The sequence below is a fragment of the Spirillospora sp. NPDC127506 genome (assembly GCF_040302145.1).
Classification (GTDB): domain Bacteria; phylum Actinomycetota; class Actinomycetes; order Streptosporangiales; family Streptosporangiaceae; genus Spirillospora.
On the sequence record NZ_JBEORG010000001.1, the window covers coordinates 453,030 to 467,077 of the forward strand.

A 14,048-nucleotide genomic window follows, 5' to 3' on the forward strand; every position below is an offset into this window, starting at 1 on the left:
CGACGCCGTCTCCCGCCCAGTGAGATCGGGCTCTAGGGGATCCGCCCCACGCCGCAGAAGGCGTCCACCTCGGGCGGCTCGCCGAACGGGGACGGCTCGGGGCGCCAGCGCGACACCGGCACCACGCCGGGCTCCAGCAGCTCCATGCCGGTGAAGAACCCGGTGATCCGCTCGGGGGAGCGGAGGTTGTAGGCGACCCCGCCGGCCTCGACGTAGCGGGCGATCGCGCGGGCGCGGGCGGTGTCGTCGACGCCGTCCCCGCCGGGCGACCCGAAGACGTTCGTCCCGTCGTTGATCACCACGTGGCTGCCGGGCGCGAGCGGAGCCACCAGCCGGGCGAGGACGCCCTCCGGGTCCTCCTCGTCGGTGAGGTGGCCGAGGATGCCGAGCAGCAGCAGCGCCACCGGCCGGTCGAAGTCGAGGGTCTCGGCGGCCTTCTCCAGGATCGCCTCCGGCTCCCGGATGTCGGCGTCGAGGTAGGCCGTGGCGCCCTCCGGGGTGGACGTGAGCAGCGCGCGGGCATGGGTGAGGACGAGCGGATCGTTGTCGGCGTACACGATCCGCGCGTCGGGCGCGACCCGCTGCGCGACCTCGTGGGTGTTGTCGACCGTCGGGAGCCCGGTGCCGATGTCGAGGAACTGCCGGATACCGGCCTCGCCCGCCAGGTACCGGACGGCGCGGCCGAGGAACGCCCGCGAGTGCCGGGCGATGTCCTTCTGCTGGGGGAAGATCCGCACGAACTCGTCGCCGACCTCCTGGTCGATGGGGTAGTTGTCCTTGCCGTCCAGCCAGTAGTTCCAGATGCGCGCCGAGTGCGGGACGGACGAGTCGATCTCCGGGTGGTCGGCCATGGGATTCCTCCAACACCGAGATTTCGTGATGTGTGGCGATCCTACGTTTTGCGCCCTCGCTCTTTCCTCTGTCCGAGACGGCGGGTGTCGGGGAAGGCGGGTGTCGAAGACGGCGGGTGTCGGAGAGGGCGGGCCGATGGTTAAGATCGCGCTCTAGAATCGCGTTCGGAGTCCCGGGAGGGCCCATGGCGAGGATCATCGAGCACGGCACCTGGAAGCTGGAGCCCGCCGACGAGGGCCTTCACGAACCCGGCCCCGAACCGCTGTGGAACGAGTCGTACTACTTCGACTTCGCCGCCCCCGACGGCTCCGTCGCCGGCTACGTCCGCCTCGGCCTCTACCCCAACTGGGACCGCGCCTGGTACTGGGCCGCGCTGGTGCGCCCCGGCCGCCCGACGCTCCTCATCGCCGACAACGACGCGCCGCTGCCCGAACCGGGCACGACCGACGTCCAAACCGGGACCTACACGGCGACCCAGCAGATCACCGACCCCTTCGGCCCGGCCCGGGTCGTGCTGACCGGCACCGCCTCCGCGCTGTCCGACCCCGCCGAGACCACGGGCCTCTCCTTCGACCTGCGCTGGGACACCGCCGGAGGCGTCTACCCCTACAAGGACATCCCGCGCTACGAGATCCCCTGCACCGTCACCGGCCTGGTCAGCGTCGGCGGCGAGAAGATCGGCATCGACGCGCACGGGGAACGCGACCACAGCTGGGGCGAACGCGACTGGTGGAAGGTCTCCTGGCTCTGGACGTCCGGCCGCCTGGACGACGGCACGTTCGTCCACGGCATGCAGGCCAACATCGGCTTCCCGCTCGCCTGGCCGTGCTTCGCCGTCCCGCCGGGCGGCGACATCGAGCACCGCGCCGGCTTCTCCGCCGAGACGACCTTCGCCGGCGGCCTGCCCGCCCGCTCCGACCTCCGCTTCCCCGGCGCCCCCATGACCGTGACCCCGGTGGAGTTCGCGCCCGTCGCCGTCACCTCGCCCGACGGCCGCGAGGCCCGCTTCCCCCGCGCCCTGTGCCGCTTCGAGACCGAGGACGGGCGCACCGGGCACGGCTGGACGGAGTGGCACCAGCCGCCCGGCTGGGAGGACCACGGCTGGACCCACCTCACCGAGGAGACCGCATGACCGTCTCAGGCGCCGGCGACCTGACCGCGTCCTGGCTGTCCGACGCGCTCGGAACGAGGGTCGCCGCCGTCCGGACCGAACCCGTCGGCACCGGCCAGGTCTCCGACAGCCTGCGCCTGCACCTCACCTACGCCGACGAGACGTCCCTCCCGCCCACCATGGTCGCCAAGGTCCCGGCGGCGGACCCGTCCAGCCGCGCCGCCGCCCGCGCCATCCGCACCTACGAGGTCGAGGCGAGCTTCTACTCCGAGATCGCGCACTACTTGGACGCGGGCATCCCCACCTGCTACTTCTCCGCCTACGACCGCGAACGCGACGAGTACGCCGTCCTCCTCGCCGACCTGGCGCCCGCGCGGCCCGGCGACCAGCTCGCCGGCATCGCCCCCGAGGACGCCGCCGCCGCGATCGCCGAGATGGCCGCCCTGCACGCCGCAGGCTGGGACGCCCCCGGCCTCGCGGCCCTGCCCTGGCTCAACCGGCACGACGCCGACTCGGCCGCGTTCACCGCCGCGCTGGTCACCGACCTCTACACCGGCTTCAAGGACCGCTACGCCGCCGACCTCGCCCCCGAGGTCATCGCGCTCATCGAGGACTTCCTCCCCTCCATCGCCGCCTACCTGACCGCCCGCGAAGGCCCGCTCACCCTCGTCCACGGCGACTTCCGCGCCGACAACCTCCTCTTCGGCGGCCCGCGCGCCGCCGTCCTGGACTGGCAGACCGTCATCTACGGCCCCGGCCTCGCCGACCTGTCGTACTTCCTGGGCTCCAGCCTCCCCGTCGAGGTCCGCCGCGCCCACGAGAAAGACCTGGTGGAGCGCTACCACACCGCCCTGACCGCCAGGGGCGTCCCCCTCTCCTGGGACGACTGCTGGACGGCCTACCGCCTCCACACCTTCCACGGCATAGTCATGGCGATCGGCGCCTCCATGCTCGTAGAACGCACCCCACGCGGCGACGAGATGTTCCGCACCATGACGACCCGCCACGCCCACCACGCCCTGGACCTGAACTCCCTAGCCCTGACCCCCTGAGCCTTTGGTGCTCATGTGACCGTGGCGGGTCCAGGCCGCATCCGGCCATGCCGCTGACTTAGTGGTCATCTAAGGTGGTCGCATCGGTTTAAGAGGCATTCACGTAGGAAAGCTTCACACACAGAGCTAGGATGGATTCAGCTCCCGAGTTGAGGTGTTCGTCATGTTGCTGAGGTTTCGCGGAGCGAACCACAGATCGTTCCGTGGCGAGTTCGAACTCTGGACGGCCGCCAGCCGCTTCAATGTCGATTCCGCCCGTCCTGCGGATCTTGCCGATGATCCGGATGCGGCGTACCTGCCGGCCGTCGTGATCTACGGGGCCAACGCCTCCGGCAAGTCCAACGTCCTGCACGCGATGCGGTGGATGCGGGGTGCCGTGTTGGGGTCGGTGGACAAGTGGTCGTCCCTGGACGCCATCCCCCGCGAGCCGTTTGCTCTCGACCCGGAGGCTCTGGACGAGACCTCGCTATACGAGGTCAACATCGTTCTGGACGGCGACCGCTACGTCTATGGGTTCGAGGTCTCTGACGAGCGTGTCGAGTCGGAATGGCTGCATGCGTACCCGCACGGGCAATCGCGCAGACAGGTGTGGTTCGAGCGCGACGCGGACAAGAAGGACCCGTTCAAGTTCCCCGGGGAGGGGCTGAAGGGAGACAAGGAGCTTCTCGTTCCGAGGACCCGCCCGAACGCGCTGTTTCTCACCGTGGCCGCCGCGTTCAACCACCCGTACCTTGGGCCGATCCATGACTGGTTCAAGAGCAATCTGTGGTTCATCGGTGACGATGACGAAGGGGCGCGCAGCGGGTTCACCGGCAGGAAGCTCCAGAATCCGGCCGTCAAGGACCGGCTGAAGCGCCTGCTCGAGGTGGCCGACCTCGGTGTGGACGGGGTCAACCTCGAACAGGGCGAGCGCGGCATGAAGGTCCGGCTGTCCCATCGTGGCAGGCAGGGCAGCGTTCCGCTCGATTACCACCTGGAATCGAAGGGAACGCGTGCATGGTTCGCGTTCCTGGGGCCGATGTTCGAGGCTCTGGACACCGGTGCTGTTCTGCTGGTCGACGAGCTGGACGCCAGCCTGCACCCGCTGGTGGCCGCTGAGGTCCTGCGAATCTTCCGTGACCCTGCGGCCAATCCGAACAACGCGCAACTGGTGTGCACGAGCCAGGACGTGTCTCTGCTGGGCAACTTGCACACCTTCCCGCCGCTGGAGCGAGACCAGGTCAGGATCGTCGTCAAGAACCGCGTCGGTGAATCCGAGATCTATCCGCTCACGGATGCACGTCCTCGCAAGAGCGAGGCGCTCGACAAGCGTTACCTCGCCGGTGCCTACGGGGGTGTGCCGCGCTTGACCGAGGGAGAAGCGGCCGAGGTCCTCGGCTTAAGCGATGCAGAGGCGTGCGCATGACTCCCAAGAGGAAGAGAAGGGGCATTCCTCAGGGGAGTACCTCATCCTCTCCGCCCGGGCCGGGCCGGGATCAGAGGCGCCTCGTGGTGACGGTCGTGTGCGAGGGCAAGACGGAACGCAACTACCTCGAGCGGATCCACGACGAGGCCGGCCAAGACAGCCGTTTCGTGCTGCACTTCGATCCGCACGCCCAGCCCGGCAAGGGCTTCAAACCGGCCGAGGCGGTCGACCGTGCGATCGACGTCCAGCACAGGACCGCTCGAAGCGCACAGGAGAACGAAGAGGAAGAAGAGGAGAACAGCGGACCAGAACAGTACGTGTGGGCGGTGTTCGACCGAGACCAGCACAACGACGTTGACGAGGCCATACGGAGGGCTCACAAGAATGGAGTCGAGGTAGCCTTCTCCACTCCTTCGTTCGATCTGTGGCTGCTCCTGCACTTCGCTTCCGGGCCACCGGCGAACGTGTCGAGTGACAACAAGCTGCTGGTTCGCAGGCTGAACGCAGTCCAGCACTTCGAGCGCTACGGAAGGAGCAGCGGTGGCAAGGGCAGCGATTCGAAACCGAAGATCCTCAACGAAGCGCAGCTCACCGCTCTGTGGACGAAGCGCGGTAACGCGGTGAGGCTGGCCCGCCAACTCGTCGACCGCTGTTCGAGTGGACGGTGCCGGGCGGCCACGAGAAAGGCTGAGCGGGGCCACGACCCGACTTGCGATCCGTTGAAGCGCGACACCCAGACCGACTTCTACCGGTTGCTCGAACTGCTCGGCGTCGACGACCGCGACAGCGCCGCTGGGAGGCGAGGCCGTGGCTGAGGTGACGACCCTTCACCAGGTGAAGGCGCTGCTGCTCGATGCGGCGTCCCAGCTCGGGAAGGTCGATGTCGCGGCACGCCGGAACTACGTCTCCGCCCTGCTCCTGCTCAAGCGAAGCTCTGACGTGTTCGCCGAGGCCAGCGCCCGCGTGCACGCTCGGGAACTCGCACGCACGGGCGACGAGGCCGAGGCGGCCGAGGCGGCCGGCGACCCGGACGAGTACATCGAGGAAGTCTTCGTGCCGCCGGAATCGTCCTGGCCGCGGCTGCTCGGCTCGACCCGCATGGTGGGCGAGGCGCTGAACGGCGCGCTGGGCGGCTTGGAGGAGTACAACGCCGACCTCGCCGGAATCCTGACCCACATCGATTTCAACAGGACCCCCGGCGGGGCGCGCCTCAACGATGAGACGCTGACCGGCCTGATCAGGGCGTTCGACGAGGTGTCGCTCCGGGACGCCGACCTGGAGTTCCCCGGGCTGATCGGCGACGCCTACGAGGCGTTGCTGGCCGAGCTCGCCGGCTCGGCCGGGTTGAACAGCGGCGACATGTACACGCCGGGGTCGATCGTCCGGCTGATGGTCCGGCTCGCGGAGCCCGCGCCGGGCCAGGCCGTCTACGACCCGTGCGCGGGGTCCGGCGGCCTGCTCATCCAGGCGCGGCAGTTCGTCGCCGACCACTACCCCGGCAGATCGGGGCATCTGGCGTTGGCGGGGCAGGAGGTCTCGGCGCTCCAGTGGGTGAGCGCGCGGCTCAACCTCCTCTTCCACGGGATCCGGGACGCCGACGTCCAGCTCGGCGACACGCTCTCTGACCCCAGGCACCGTGCGGGAAAGGGAGTCAAGCGGTTCGACCGCGTCCTGTCCAACCCCGAGTTCTCGGTCTCCTATGACGCCGCGGCGGTCGCGGCCAAGGACCTCGGGCGGTTCCGCTACGGGACGGGCCCCAAGTCCGCCGACCTGATGTTCGTGCAGCACATGGTCGCGTCCCTCGCCGAGCAGGGGCTCGCGGTCACGGTCATGCCGCACGGGGTGCTCTTCCGGTCCGGGCGCGAGCAGGCGATCCGGCGGGAACTGCTGGAGAACGACGTGATCGAGGCGATCATCGGCCTCGGCCCGCAGTTGTTCGCCGGGACGGGGATCCCCGCCTGCCTGATGCTGCTGCGGTCCCCGGGCGGGAAACCCCCGGGGCGGCGCGGCCGGATCCTGGTCGTCAACGCCGACCATGAGTACCGGGCCGGACGGACCCGCAACCACCTGGGCGAGGAGCACATCGAGAAGATCGGCACGGTCTGCCGGGAGTGGCGGGAGGTCGGCGGCTTCTCGCGGATCGTGACCACCGGGGACGTGCTGGCCGATGACGCCAACCTGAACATCCGCCGGTGGGTCGACAACACGCCGCCCCCGGAACCGCAGGACGTGAGCGGACACCTGTACGGGGGGATACCGGCCGCGGAGGTCGATTCCCTGCGTCCCGCCTTCGCGGCCTTCGGCCTGGACGCCGGCGACTTCTTCGTCCCGCTGGATGACGGCTATCTCGACTGTCCGCCGGGCGGGCCCGCCGAGGCCGCGGAGCGGATCGAGCGACTGGCCGGGCAGGAGGTGGAGAAGCTGCGGCGGCGTTGCCGCACCTGGTGGGACGACGAAGGCGGGGTGCTGCTGAAGCTGACGGGGCGCGGGCCGATGGCTGCGAGAGAACGGCTCGTCGCCACGTTCGGCAGGGCCCTGGAGCCGCAGCGAATCCTGGACGAGTTCGTGCTGACCGGCCTGGTCGCGCAGTGGTGGATCGACCACCGGGAAGAGGTGCAGGCGCTCGCCGCGGGCGGCCCGAAGCGGGTCGCCGGGAGCTGGGCCGCCTCTGTGGAGGCGAAGATGCGGACGTTGCGCGGCCGCGGCTCACGCGGTTCGCCGGCGGAGTGGCGGGAGGTGCTCGAGCATCCGCTCACCCGCCGCTCGTTCGCCGGCCACCTCGAAGCGCTGAAGATTTTCGAAGAGCAGTACATGGAGCTGGACGCCCGCGTGAAGGGCCTCTCGGAGGCCGAGGAGGATGAGGATCGTAAGGCGCGGGAGGCCGAGCGGAGGCGTCTAAGCAAGAGGCGGACGGAAGCTCGCCGGCAGTTCGACCTGGTGGCGGGCAGGCTGGCCGAGGAGTACCTGCGCACGGTCACCGACATGCCGGATGAGGAGGCGGAGCGCGTCGTCCTCGGCATCCTGGGCGAAGACCTGTTCGCCCGGTTCGGCGCCCGCCTGGCGGACGCTCTGCGCGGCCTGCTCGACGGATACCGGGCCGTCGCCAGCAAGTACGAGGTGTCGCTGGAGCAACTGGAGACCGAACGGGACGAGGCCGCGGCCCGTCTGACCGAGCTTTTGACCGGACTCGGCTACCCCCGGCGTGTTAAGCGGAGAATGCCCGAAAAGCCTGCCCTGTCGTAGCTACAGTACCGGAGGGAACCTCCGAGGGGGCAGGGTGAACAGCCGGTACTGGTCGACGGATCGCCTCGCAGAGCTGCTCGCGGACCGGCTCGGCTGGCCGCCGCCGGTTGACTGCTCTCTTGACGAGAGCGGCCCCTTCACCCGGGACGAGCTCGCCGGCGGCATCGACCGTGACCGCTTCCTGGCGGCGGTGCGCCGCCTCAATACCGGGCCCGGCGGTGAGCCCTGGCTGGACGAACCTCGGCTCGCGCAGGTCTGGGACGCCGTGACCAGAATCGGCGACGGCCTGAGCAGCGGCAACGAGGACTTCTTCAAGCTGCTGCTGTCCGGTGTGGTGGTCGACGCCCCGCCGTGGATGCAGGGCGCGCGCACGCGCGTCGTCCGGCTCGTCGCCTGGGACGACCCCGACGCCAACGACTGGCTCGTCGCGACGCACGTCCCCATTCGTCGTCCCGGCTACACGGGGGTGCCGACGGTCGAGCTCGACTTCGTCGTCCTGTGCAACGGCATCCCCTTCGTCGTGGGCGCGTGCTCCGGGCCCGACAGGACCGACGGCGTCACCGGCGCCATCGACCGGCTGCGGGTCCTTTCGGGAGAGCGCCGCCTGGTGCCGGACCGCTCGGTCCCAGGTCTGTTCCGCTACGTCCAGCTCCTCGTCGCCGTCGACGACGAGCGCGCCAAACTGGGGACCGTCACGTCCCTGCCCGAGCATTTCGCCGAATGGCGCAGTACCGACCCGGACACCCCGCAGGAGGCGGCCGCCCGGCTCGGCCTGGGCGCGAAGGAGCGGCTCACCACCTGGCACACGCTGGCGCTGGGGGTGCTGCGCCGGGAACGGTTGCTCGACCTGGTGCAGAGCTTCAGCGTCTTCCAGTGGCTGGACGGCCGGATCGTGCGGCTCGTGGCGCGGCATCAGCAGTACCGGGCCGTCGGCAAGGCGGTGCGGCGGCTGATCGAGGGACGTGACCCGCGCAGCCGCGGCGGCCTGCTCTGGCACACGCAGGGCTCCGGCAAGAGCCTCACGATGGTGTTCCTCGTGCGCAAGATGCGCACCACCGAGGAGTTACGCGCCTTCAAGGTCGTCGTCGTGTCGGACCGCCGCGCGCTGAAGGCGCAGCTCACCCCGGTCCTGCGGCTCAGCGGCGAGGCGCCGCGGGTGGCCGGGAGCAGCGCCGAGGCGCGCCGCCTCCTCAGCAGCACCACGCCGGGCGTGATCCAGCTGATGATCCAGCAGGCCAGGGGCGGCGCGGCAGGGGGCCGGGAACTCGACGACCGCTTCCGCGGCCTGTTCGACTCCGTGCTCAACGACAGCGACGAGATCCTGCTGCTGATCGACGAGGCGCACCGGACGCACACCGGCTGGTGGCACGCCCGGCTCTCCACCGCGCTGCCCCGCGCCGTCAAGATCGGCTTGACGGGCACGCCCATCGTCCGGTCCCGCCGCCGCACCACCACCGAGATCTTCGGCTCGGAGATCGACCGCTACACGCTGCGGGAGGCCGAGCAGGACGGCGCCACCGTCCCGATCCGCTACGAGGGACGGCACATCTCGTCGGAGCTGGTCGACCGGGCCGCCCTGGACGCCGCCTACCAGGCCGAGGCGTCGGGAGAGGTGCCGCTGCGGCTGCGGGACGTCCTGGAGTCCACCGACCTGATCAAGGAGAAGGCGCGGGACATGCTCGCCCACTGGGTGGGCTACGTGCTGCCGGGCGGCTTCAAGGCCCAGGTCGTCGCGGTGAGCCGTCTCGCCGCCGTCCGTTACCGGGACGCCTTCCTCAGCGTCCGGGACGAGCTGGTTCGCGCCACGGAGAAGTACCTGGAGCGTCCGGGCCCGTATGACGGCTACGACGCGGCTCTCCTGGGGACCGCCGCCCGGCACCTGTACCCCCTCCGGGAGATCGACTTCATCCCGGTCATCTCGGCGGCGGCCGGTGACCCGCCGGAGTTCCGCCGCTGGACCGACGGCCCGGCCCAGGACGCGCACGTCCTCCGCTACCTGCTGCCGCTGCCGCGCCCCGTCGAGGGCGAGCGTGCGGGCGCGGGGAACGGCGTCCAGGTGTTCGGCGAGGGAGACCCCGACGACCCCTGGTCGGATTCGCCGCCGCTGGAAACCTCCCCTTCCGGCCCTGACAAGGTTCCGGACGGCCCGTGGGAGGAGGATCAGTACGGCGGTCTGGCCTCCGACAGCACGTTCTCCTCCGACTGGCTCGACAGCGCCTTCTCCGCCGGCCCGCACGAGTACGCCCCGTTCGCGGGCGACGAAACGCCTCGGCAGGGTGACGCTCCGGTCGCGTTCCTGATCGTGCAGCGGATGCTGCTCACAGGGTTCGACGCGCCGCTGGAACAGGCGCTGTACGTTGACCGTCCCATTCGGGCGGCGGAACTCCTCCAAGCCGTCGCGAGGACGAACCGTCCCGCGCGCAACAAGCCGTACGGCCTGGTCGTGGACTACGTCGCGCTCGCCGACAACCTCGACGAAGCACTCGCCGAGTACGACCTCAGCGACCTGGAGGGAATGCGGGAGGACCTGCTCGGCTACGAGCTGCCCCGCTTGGAGGAGCATGCGGAGAGGCTGAGAGGAGTCTTGGCCGAACTCGGCGCGACCGGTCCATTCGCCGATGATCTGGAGGCTCAGGAACGTCTCCTCGAACGTCTGGAGGACCCGGATCTGCGCATGCGGTTCGACGAGGCCGCAAAGACCTTCCTGGGGGCTGTGGAACGTCTGCTGCCCCGGCCGGAGGTCACGTCCCATCTGCCACTGGCGAAGGAGGCCGGGCTGCTCCAGTGGCGGGCTCGGCGGAGGTTCCGCGACACGGGGACCGGCCGTCCCGACCCCAACCAGTACGGCCCGCTCCTCCGGGAACTGCTGGACGAGCACATACGTGCCAACGTGCCCATGCAGCAGGTACCGCCCGTCGAGATCACCGATGCGAGCTTCCGGGACCGGGTGGACGCGCTCCGCAGCGACCGAGCACGCGCCCGCGAATACGAGTACGCGCTGCGCCGGTTCCTGGAGACGAACCGGCGCAGCGACCCCGGCCGCGTCCTCCGGCTCAGCACCCGCCTGGATTTCCTGCTCACCCAGCTCGATCAGCAGTGGCGGGCGCTGGCGGACGCGCTGGGCGATCTGGTCGAGGGAGTCGCGACGGACGACACCGAGATCCTCGCGCTGGACCTCGACCCCAAGACGGAAGGACCCATCTACAGCGCTCTGGAGCAGCGGCTCGCGGCCATGCTCGGCACCGACGGTGAGATCACACGCGACGTGCTGGTGGACGCGGCCCGCCAACTCGCCGGGGTGGTCGAATTCGAGGTGGGGCCGCCGCACTTCGCCGAGAACCTGTATCTCCAGGAGAAGCTTCGCAGGGAGCTGTGGCGGCGGGTCAGGGACCTGCTCGGAGTCAAACGCGACGTGGCGCGCCCGATCGCGGAGGACCTGCTGGGGCTCGCCATCGCGCGCAGGGACGACTTCCTCCGGAAGTAGAGAGGACTGTGCACGGTGGTGTCCGGTGTGGCTCCACGGCGAGACCGTCGCCTGGCTCATAGCGGGTTCGGGGAGTGCGCCGGGGCGGGGATGCCGTCGAAGTGGCGGACGAGGAGCTCGGTGGTCTCCTGGAGATCGATGAGGGGGCGGCGGAGGTAGCGGTGCGGGGTGGACCACCAGCAGAAGGTGCGCCGGTGGACCCACACGTTGAGGGTGGGGAGGACGAGGACGGAGAGACCGTCCTCGGTGGTGCTGCGTTTCCCTTCGATGCCGCGGCGGGTGAGGTTGAGGAGCAGGTGGTGCGCGGCGGTACCCGGGTGGACGCGGTAGTGCAGGCCGGGCCAGTCGTGGGGGAGCGGTAGGGCGAACCAGACCGTCTTGCCTGGGACGGACGTGGTGTCGACCCGGGACCGGGTCGGGGCGCTGCCCCAGTCGGCAGTGATCTGGCGGACGAGGTGGAGGCCCTTGCCATGCTCGTCCAGCAGCCCTGCCCCGGAGGTGCGCGGTATGGCCGTTCGCGCGCCGTCGAAGACGGAGACGATGAGCTGCGGGGACGGGACGATCCGCGCCCAGATCCACAGCTCCGGTAGGGGCGGCGGCCGGTCGCCCTGGGCACACCCGGCGTGCCGCAGGGCGTTGGTCGCGGTCTCGGACACGGCGAGCTCGCCGTCCTCGATCACGTCCCGGCCGAGCCGTAGTTCGCACATCGTCTGACGGACGAGCCGCCGCGCCGCCGCCGGCCCGCTCTCGTCCCCCGGCAGCCGCCACGCGCACAACCCCCCGGTCACCAGCCCCCACGCCCCCTTGACCTCCATCGGGCCTCCTCAGTGATCACCATGCGTGTGCGTCAAGTCACATGTCGTGTGGACGGCTCGATACTGACTGATGCAAAGCTAGGATGCAATCCCGTTTTCAAAACTCATATGTAGTGACCGAAATGGACTGTGTGTGTGGTTTCTGCCACGCAAAGTGAGGTTGGGAGGGCAGAATGACGACCGACCATCGAGGAGGTGCCCTCATGCCACGCCCCGAGAGCCCGACCGTCCGCCGGATCATGCTGGGTATCCGGCTCCGCGCGCTGCGGACCCGCGCCGGCATCACGGCGGATGACGCGGCCCGCCACATCGCCCGGACTGACTCGACCATCAGCCGGATGGAGACGGGGCAGACATCGGTGCCCGCCCGCGTCCTCGAACGGCTCGTGGAGCTGTACGGCGCGACGCCAGATGAGACGGCGCAGCTCACCGAACTGGCCAAGGCGGCACGGCAACGCGGCTGGTGGCAGCGCTACGGCGAGGTCCTGCACCCCGGCTTCGAGCTGTACCTCGGCCTGGAGGCCGAGGCGACAGAGATCGACATCTATGCCAATGAGTGGGTGCCCGGCCTACTGCAGACGCCGGAGTACGCGCGGGCGATCATGTCCGTCGAACCGCGTCGGCCTTCGGACGAGGAGATCCAGGCACGAGTAGAGGCCAGACTCGCTCGGCAAGCGATCTTGGAGGGAGACGAGCCCGCCCAGTACTGGGCCGTACTCAGCGAGGCGGTGCTTCGTAGAGTCGTCGGTAGTTCCGAGATCATGGCAGAGCAACTCCACGCTCTGGTGGCCAAGGCGCGGAAGCGCAACGTCAAGCTTCAAGTCCTCCCCTTCAGCTGTGGTGCCCACCCTGCGGTCAGTGGAGCGTTCACCATGGTGACCCTGGACCTCGGGGAGGCTGCTGTCGCCGAGTACGTGTATGTCGAGAACCGGGCTGGATCGCTCTTGATGGACAAGACGGCGGAAATCGAGATACATAGACTGACCTTTGATGCGCTCCGGGCTGATGCTCTCAGTCCAGAGAAGTCGATCACCTTGATCGAGAAGGCAGCCACAGAGCTGCCATGACGGAGAGACGAGGTCCTGTGATGGAGGAACCCACCTTCAGCCCTGCCGCGTGGCGGAAGAGCTCCTACAGCGGCAGCTCTGGTGGCGAATGCGTGGAGGTGGCGCTACTCAATGACGTGAAGGCCGTGCGGGACTCAAAGAACCCGGATGGCGGTGTCCTGACCTTGCGGCGGGAGGTGTGGGCGGCGATGGTGTCGCAGATCAAGCGGGGTGCGTACGATCTTTGACCCTGTCAGCGATCGCTGACCCGTTGGCACGGTGTCCCTCGCGCTGAGCGCAACGTGCCAGGGCAGATCTGGCCCCCCGGCTGGGCACTGCACGCCCAGGCGGGTCTGACTTGTCGGCGTCCCCTGACCCCGCCCCTACCTCTTGGGGTCGGGCCGCCGGGCCTCTCGCGACCCTATGGAACGATGGTTTCGGCGTAGGCGGCGTCAACCTCCGATGTGAAGACGGACTCGGCGTCGTCGCTATCGGTGACTGAACTGCGGCTTGCGCGAGATCGTGACCAGAAGGCCCGCATGTCTGGGCTGGTCATCAGGAAGCGTAGTGCGCCACGAAGTTCGGCCAACTCAATCGTCTTGGTCTCGTATGCGACCTTCTGAAGGTTGAGGATGAGGTTGCAGTAATGATCCTTGCGCGTCGTCTCGTGGCCCGGTGAGGGGGCCGGCCAGACCGAGCGGAGTTCGCTGTCATCGATCGCCATTTTGATGAGGTCGGTGTGAAGTTCACGAAGAGCGATCTCGCTGCTGCGCTCTTGCTCTTCGCGGGCGATGGCCAGCTCCTCGCGCTGGTACCTCAGCTCACGTCCCTGCAACAGGAGCGCTGCGGTGATACCGAAGAACGCGGCACCGGAGAAGAAGATCCCGACCGGACTTATCGCCTGGCCCACGTCTGACCAGCGTGCCAGTTCCTTCTCGTCGAGGCGAAGCAGCAGAACAATCGGGACGACGACGAAGAAGATCAAGAGAACAAGCCCCGCGCCAATGGCAAGGCCCATCAAACGTAGATTTCTCATGAAC

At 69.0% G+C, this 14,048-nt stretch carries 11 protein-coding genes; 8 read left to right on the top strand and 3 right to left on the bottom strand.

Translation table 11 applies throughout. The features are described 5' to 3' along the window. Positions 1 to 32 precede the first annotated feature (32 nt). On the bottom strand, positions 33 to 851 hold the full coding sequence (locus ABTW95_RS02190) for an SAM-dependent methyltransferase (protein WP_500223725.1): 819 nt from the start codon (positions 849 to 851) through the stop codon (positions 33 to 35). Between the two features lie 185 nt (positions 852 to 1,036). On the opposite strand from ABTW95_RS02190, the gene ABTW95_RS02195 reads away from it, so the two are divergent. The 6 genes from ABTW95_RS02195 (at position 1,037) to ABTW95_RS02220 (ending at position 11,147) form a co-directional block, all read left to right on the top strand. Further along, entirely contained in the window at positions 1,037 to 1,984 is a 948-nt protein-coding gene (locus ABTW95_RS02195) for a DUF7064 domain-containing protein (RefSeq protein ID WP_396451401.1), read from the top strand. After that, positions 1,981 to 3,015 carry a phosphotransferase gene (locus tag ABTW95_RS02200; protein ID WP_500223727.1) on the top strand — a complete coding sequence of 345 codons (1,035 nt, stop codon included), beginning with the start codon at positions 1,981 to 1,983 and terminating at the stop codon, positions 3,013 to 3,015. The genes ABTW95_RS02195 and ABTW95_RS02200 overlap by 4 nt, the downstream gene beginning before the upstream one ends. 163 nt (positions 3,016 to 3,178) lie before the next feature. Further along, positions 3,179 to 4,420, top strand: a complete 1,242-nt coding sequence (locus ABTW95_RS02205; RefSeq protein ID WP_396451399.1) for an AAA family ATPase — start codon at positions 3,179 to 3,181, stop codon at positions 4,418 to 4,420. Between the two features lie 83 nt (positions 4,421 to 4,503). Beyond that, entirely contained in the window at positions 4,504 to 5,235 is a 732-nt protein-coding gene (locus tag ABTW95_RS02210) for an RloB family protein (protein ID WP_396451398.1), read from the top strand. Next, complete coding sequence (locus ABTW95_RS02215; RefSeq protein ID WP_396451397.1) at positions 5,228 to 7,663, top strand: N-6 DNA methylase; 2,436 nt, start codon at positions 5,228 to 5,230, stop codon at positions 7,661 to 7,663. The genes ABTW95_RS02210 and ABTW95_RS02215 overlap by 8 nt, the downstream gene beginning before the upstream one ends. A 34-nt stretch (positions 7,664 to 7,697) precedes the next feature. Further along, the gene (locus ABTW95_RS02220; protein ID WP_500223730.1) at positions 7,698 to 11,147 is read left to right on the top strand and encodes a type I restriction endonuclease subunit R; all 3,450 of its coding nucleotides are present in this window, start codon (positions 7,698 to 7,700) and stop codon (positions 11,145 to 11,147) included. A 56-nt stretch (positions 11,148 to 11,203) separates the two neighbouring features. Here the strand turns inward: ABTW95_RS02220 and ABTW95_RS02225 are convergent, their stop codons facing one another. Then, positions 11,204 to 11,962, bottom strand: a complete 759-nt coding sequence (locus ABTW95_RS02225; protein WP_500223732.1) for an ATP-binding protein — start codon at positions 11,960 to 11,962, stop codon at positions 11,204 to 11,206. A gap of 173 nt (positions 11,963 to 12,135) precedes the next feature. On the opposite strand from ABTW95_RS02225, the gene ABTW95_RS02230 reads away from it, so the two are divergent. After that, positions 12,136 to 13,029, top strand: coding sequence for a helix-turn-helix domain-containing protein (locus ABTW95_RS02230; protein ID WP_500223734.1), 894 nt, complete (start codon positions 12,136 to 12,138; stop codon positions 13,027 to 13,029). A gap of 20 nt (positions 13,030 to 13,049) precedes the next feature. Further along, positions 13,050 to 13,256 carry a DUF397 domain-containing protein gene (locus ABTW95_RS02235; RefSeq protein WP_500223736.1) on the top strand — a complete coding sequence of 69 codons (207 nt, stop codon included), beginning with the start codon at positions 13,050 to 13,052 and terminating at the stop codon, positions 13,254 to 13,256. Between the two features lie 173 nt (positions 13,257 to 13,429). Here ABTW95_RS02235 and ABTW95_RS02240 read toward each other — a convergent pair whose 3' ends face one another. Then, positions 13,430 to 14,044, bottom strand: a complete 615-nt coding sequence (locus ABTW95_RS02240; RefSeq protein WP_500223887.1) for a DUF6082 family protein — start codon at positions 14,042 to 14,044, stop codon at positions 13,430 to 13,432. Between the last annotated feature and the right edge of the window lie 4 nt (positions 14,045 to 14,048).

What these genes read in the sequence shown, in the direction of transcription:
- ABTW95_RS02240 (WP_500223887.1), bottom strand. Translation starts at nt 14,044, where the DNA reads ATGAGAAATCTACGTTTGATGGGCCTTGCCATTGGCGCGGGGCTTGTT.
- ABTW95_RS02230 (WP_500223734.1), top strand. Translation starts at nt 12,136, where the DNA reads ATGACGACCGACCATCGAGGAGGTGCCCTCATGCCACGCCCCGAGAGC.
- ABTW95_RS02225 (WP_500223732.1), bottom strand. Translation starts at nt 11,962, where the DNA reads ATGGAGGTCAAGGGGGCGTGGGGGCTGGTGACCGGGGGGTTGTGCGCG.
- ABTW95_RS02200 (WP_500223727.1), top strand. Translation starts at nt 1,981, where the DNA reads ATGACCGTCTCAGGCGCCGGCGACCTGACCGCGTCCTGGCTGTCCGAC.
- ABTW95_RS02195 (WP_396451401.1), top strand. Translation starts at nt 1,037, where the DNA reads ATGGCGAGGATCATCGAGCACGGCACCTGGAAGCTGGAGCCCGCCGAC.
- ABTW95_RS02235 (WP_500223736.1), top strand. Translation starts at nt 13,050, where the DNA reads ATGGAGGAACCCACCTTCAGCCCTGCCGCGTGGCGGAAGAGCTCCTAC.
- ABTW95_RS02190 (WP_500223725.1), bottom strand. Translation starts at nt 851, where the DNA reads ATGGCCGACCACCCGGAGATCGACTCGTCCGTCCCGCACTCGGCGCGC.
- ABTW95_RS02205 (WP_396451399.1), top strand. Translation starts at nt 3,179, where the DNA reads ATGTTGCTGAGGTTTCGCGGAGCGAACCACAGATCGTTCCGTGGCGAG.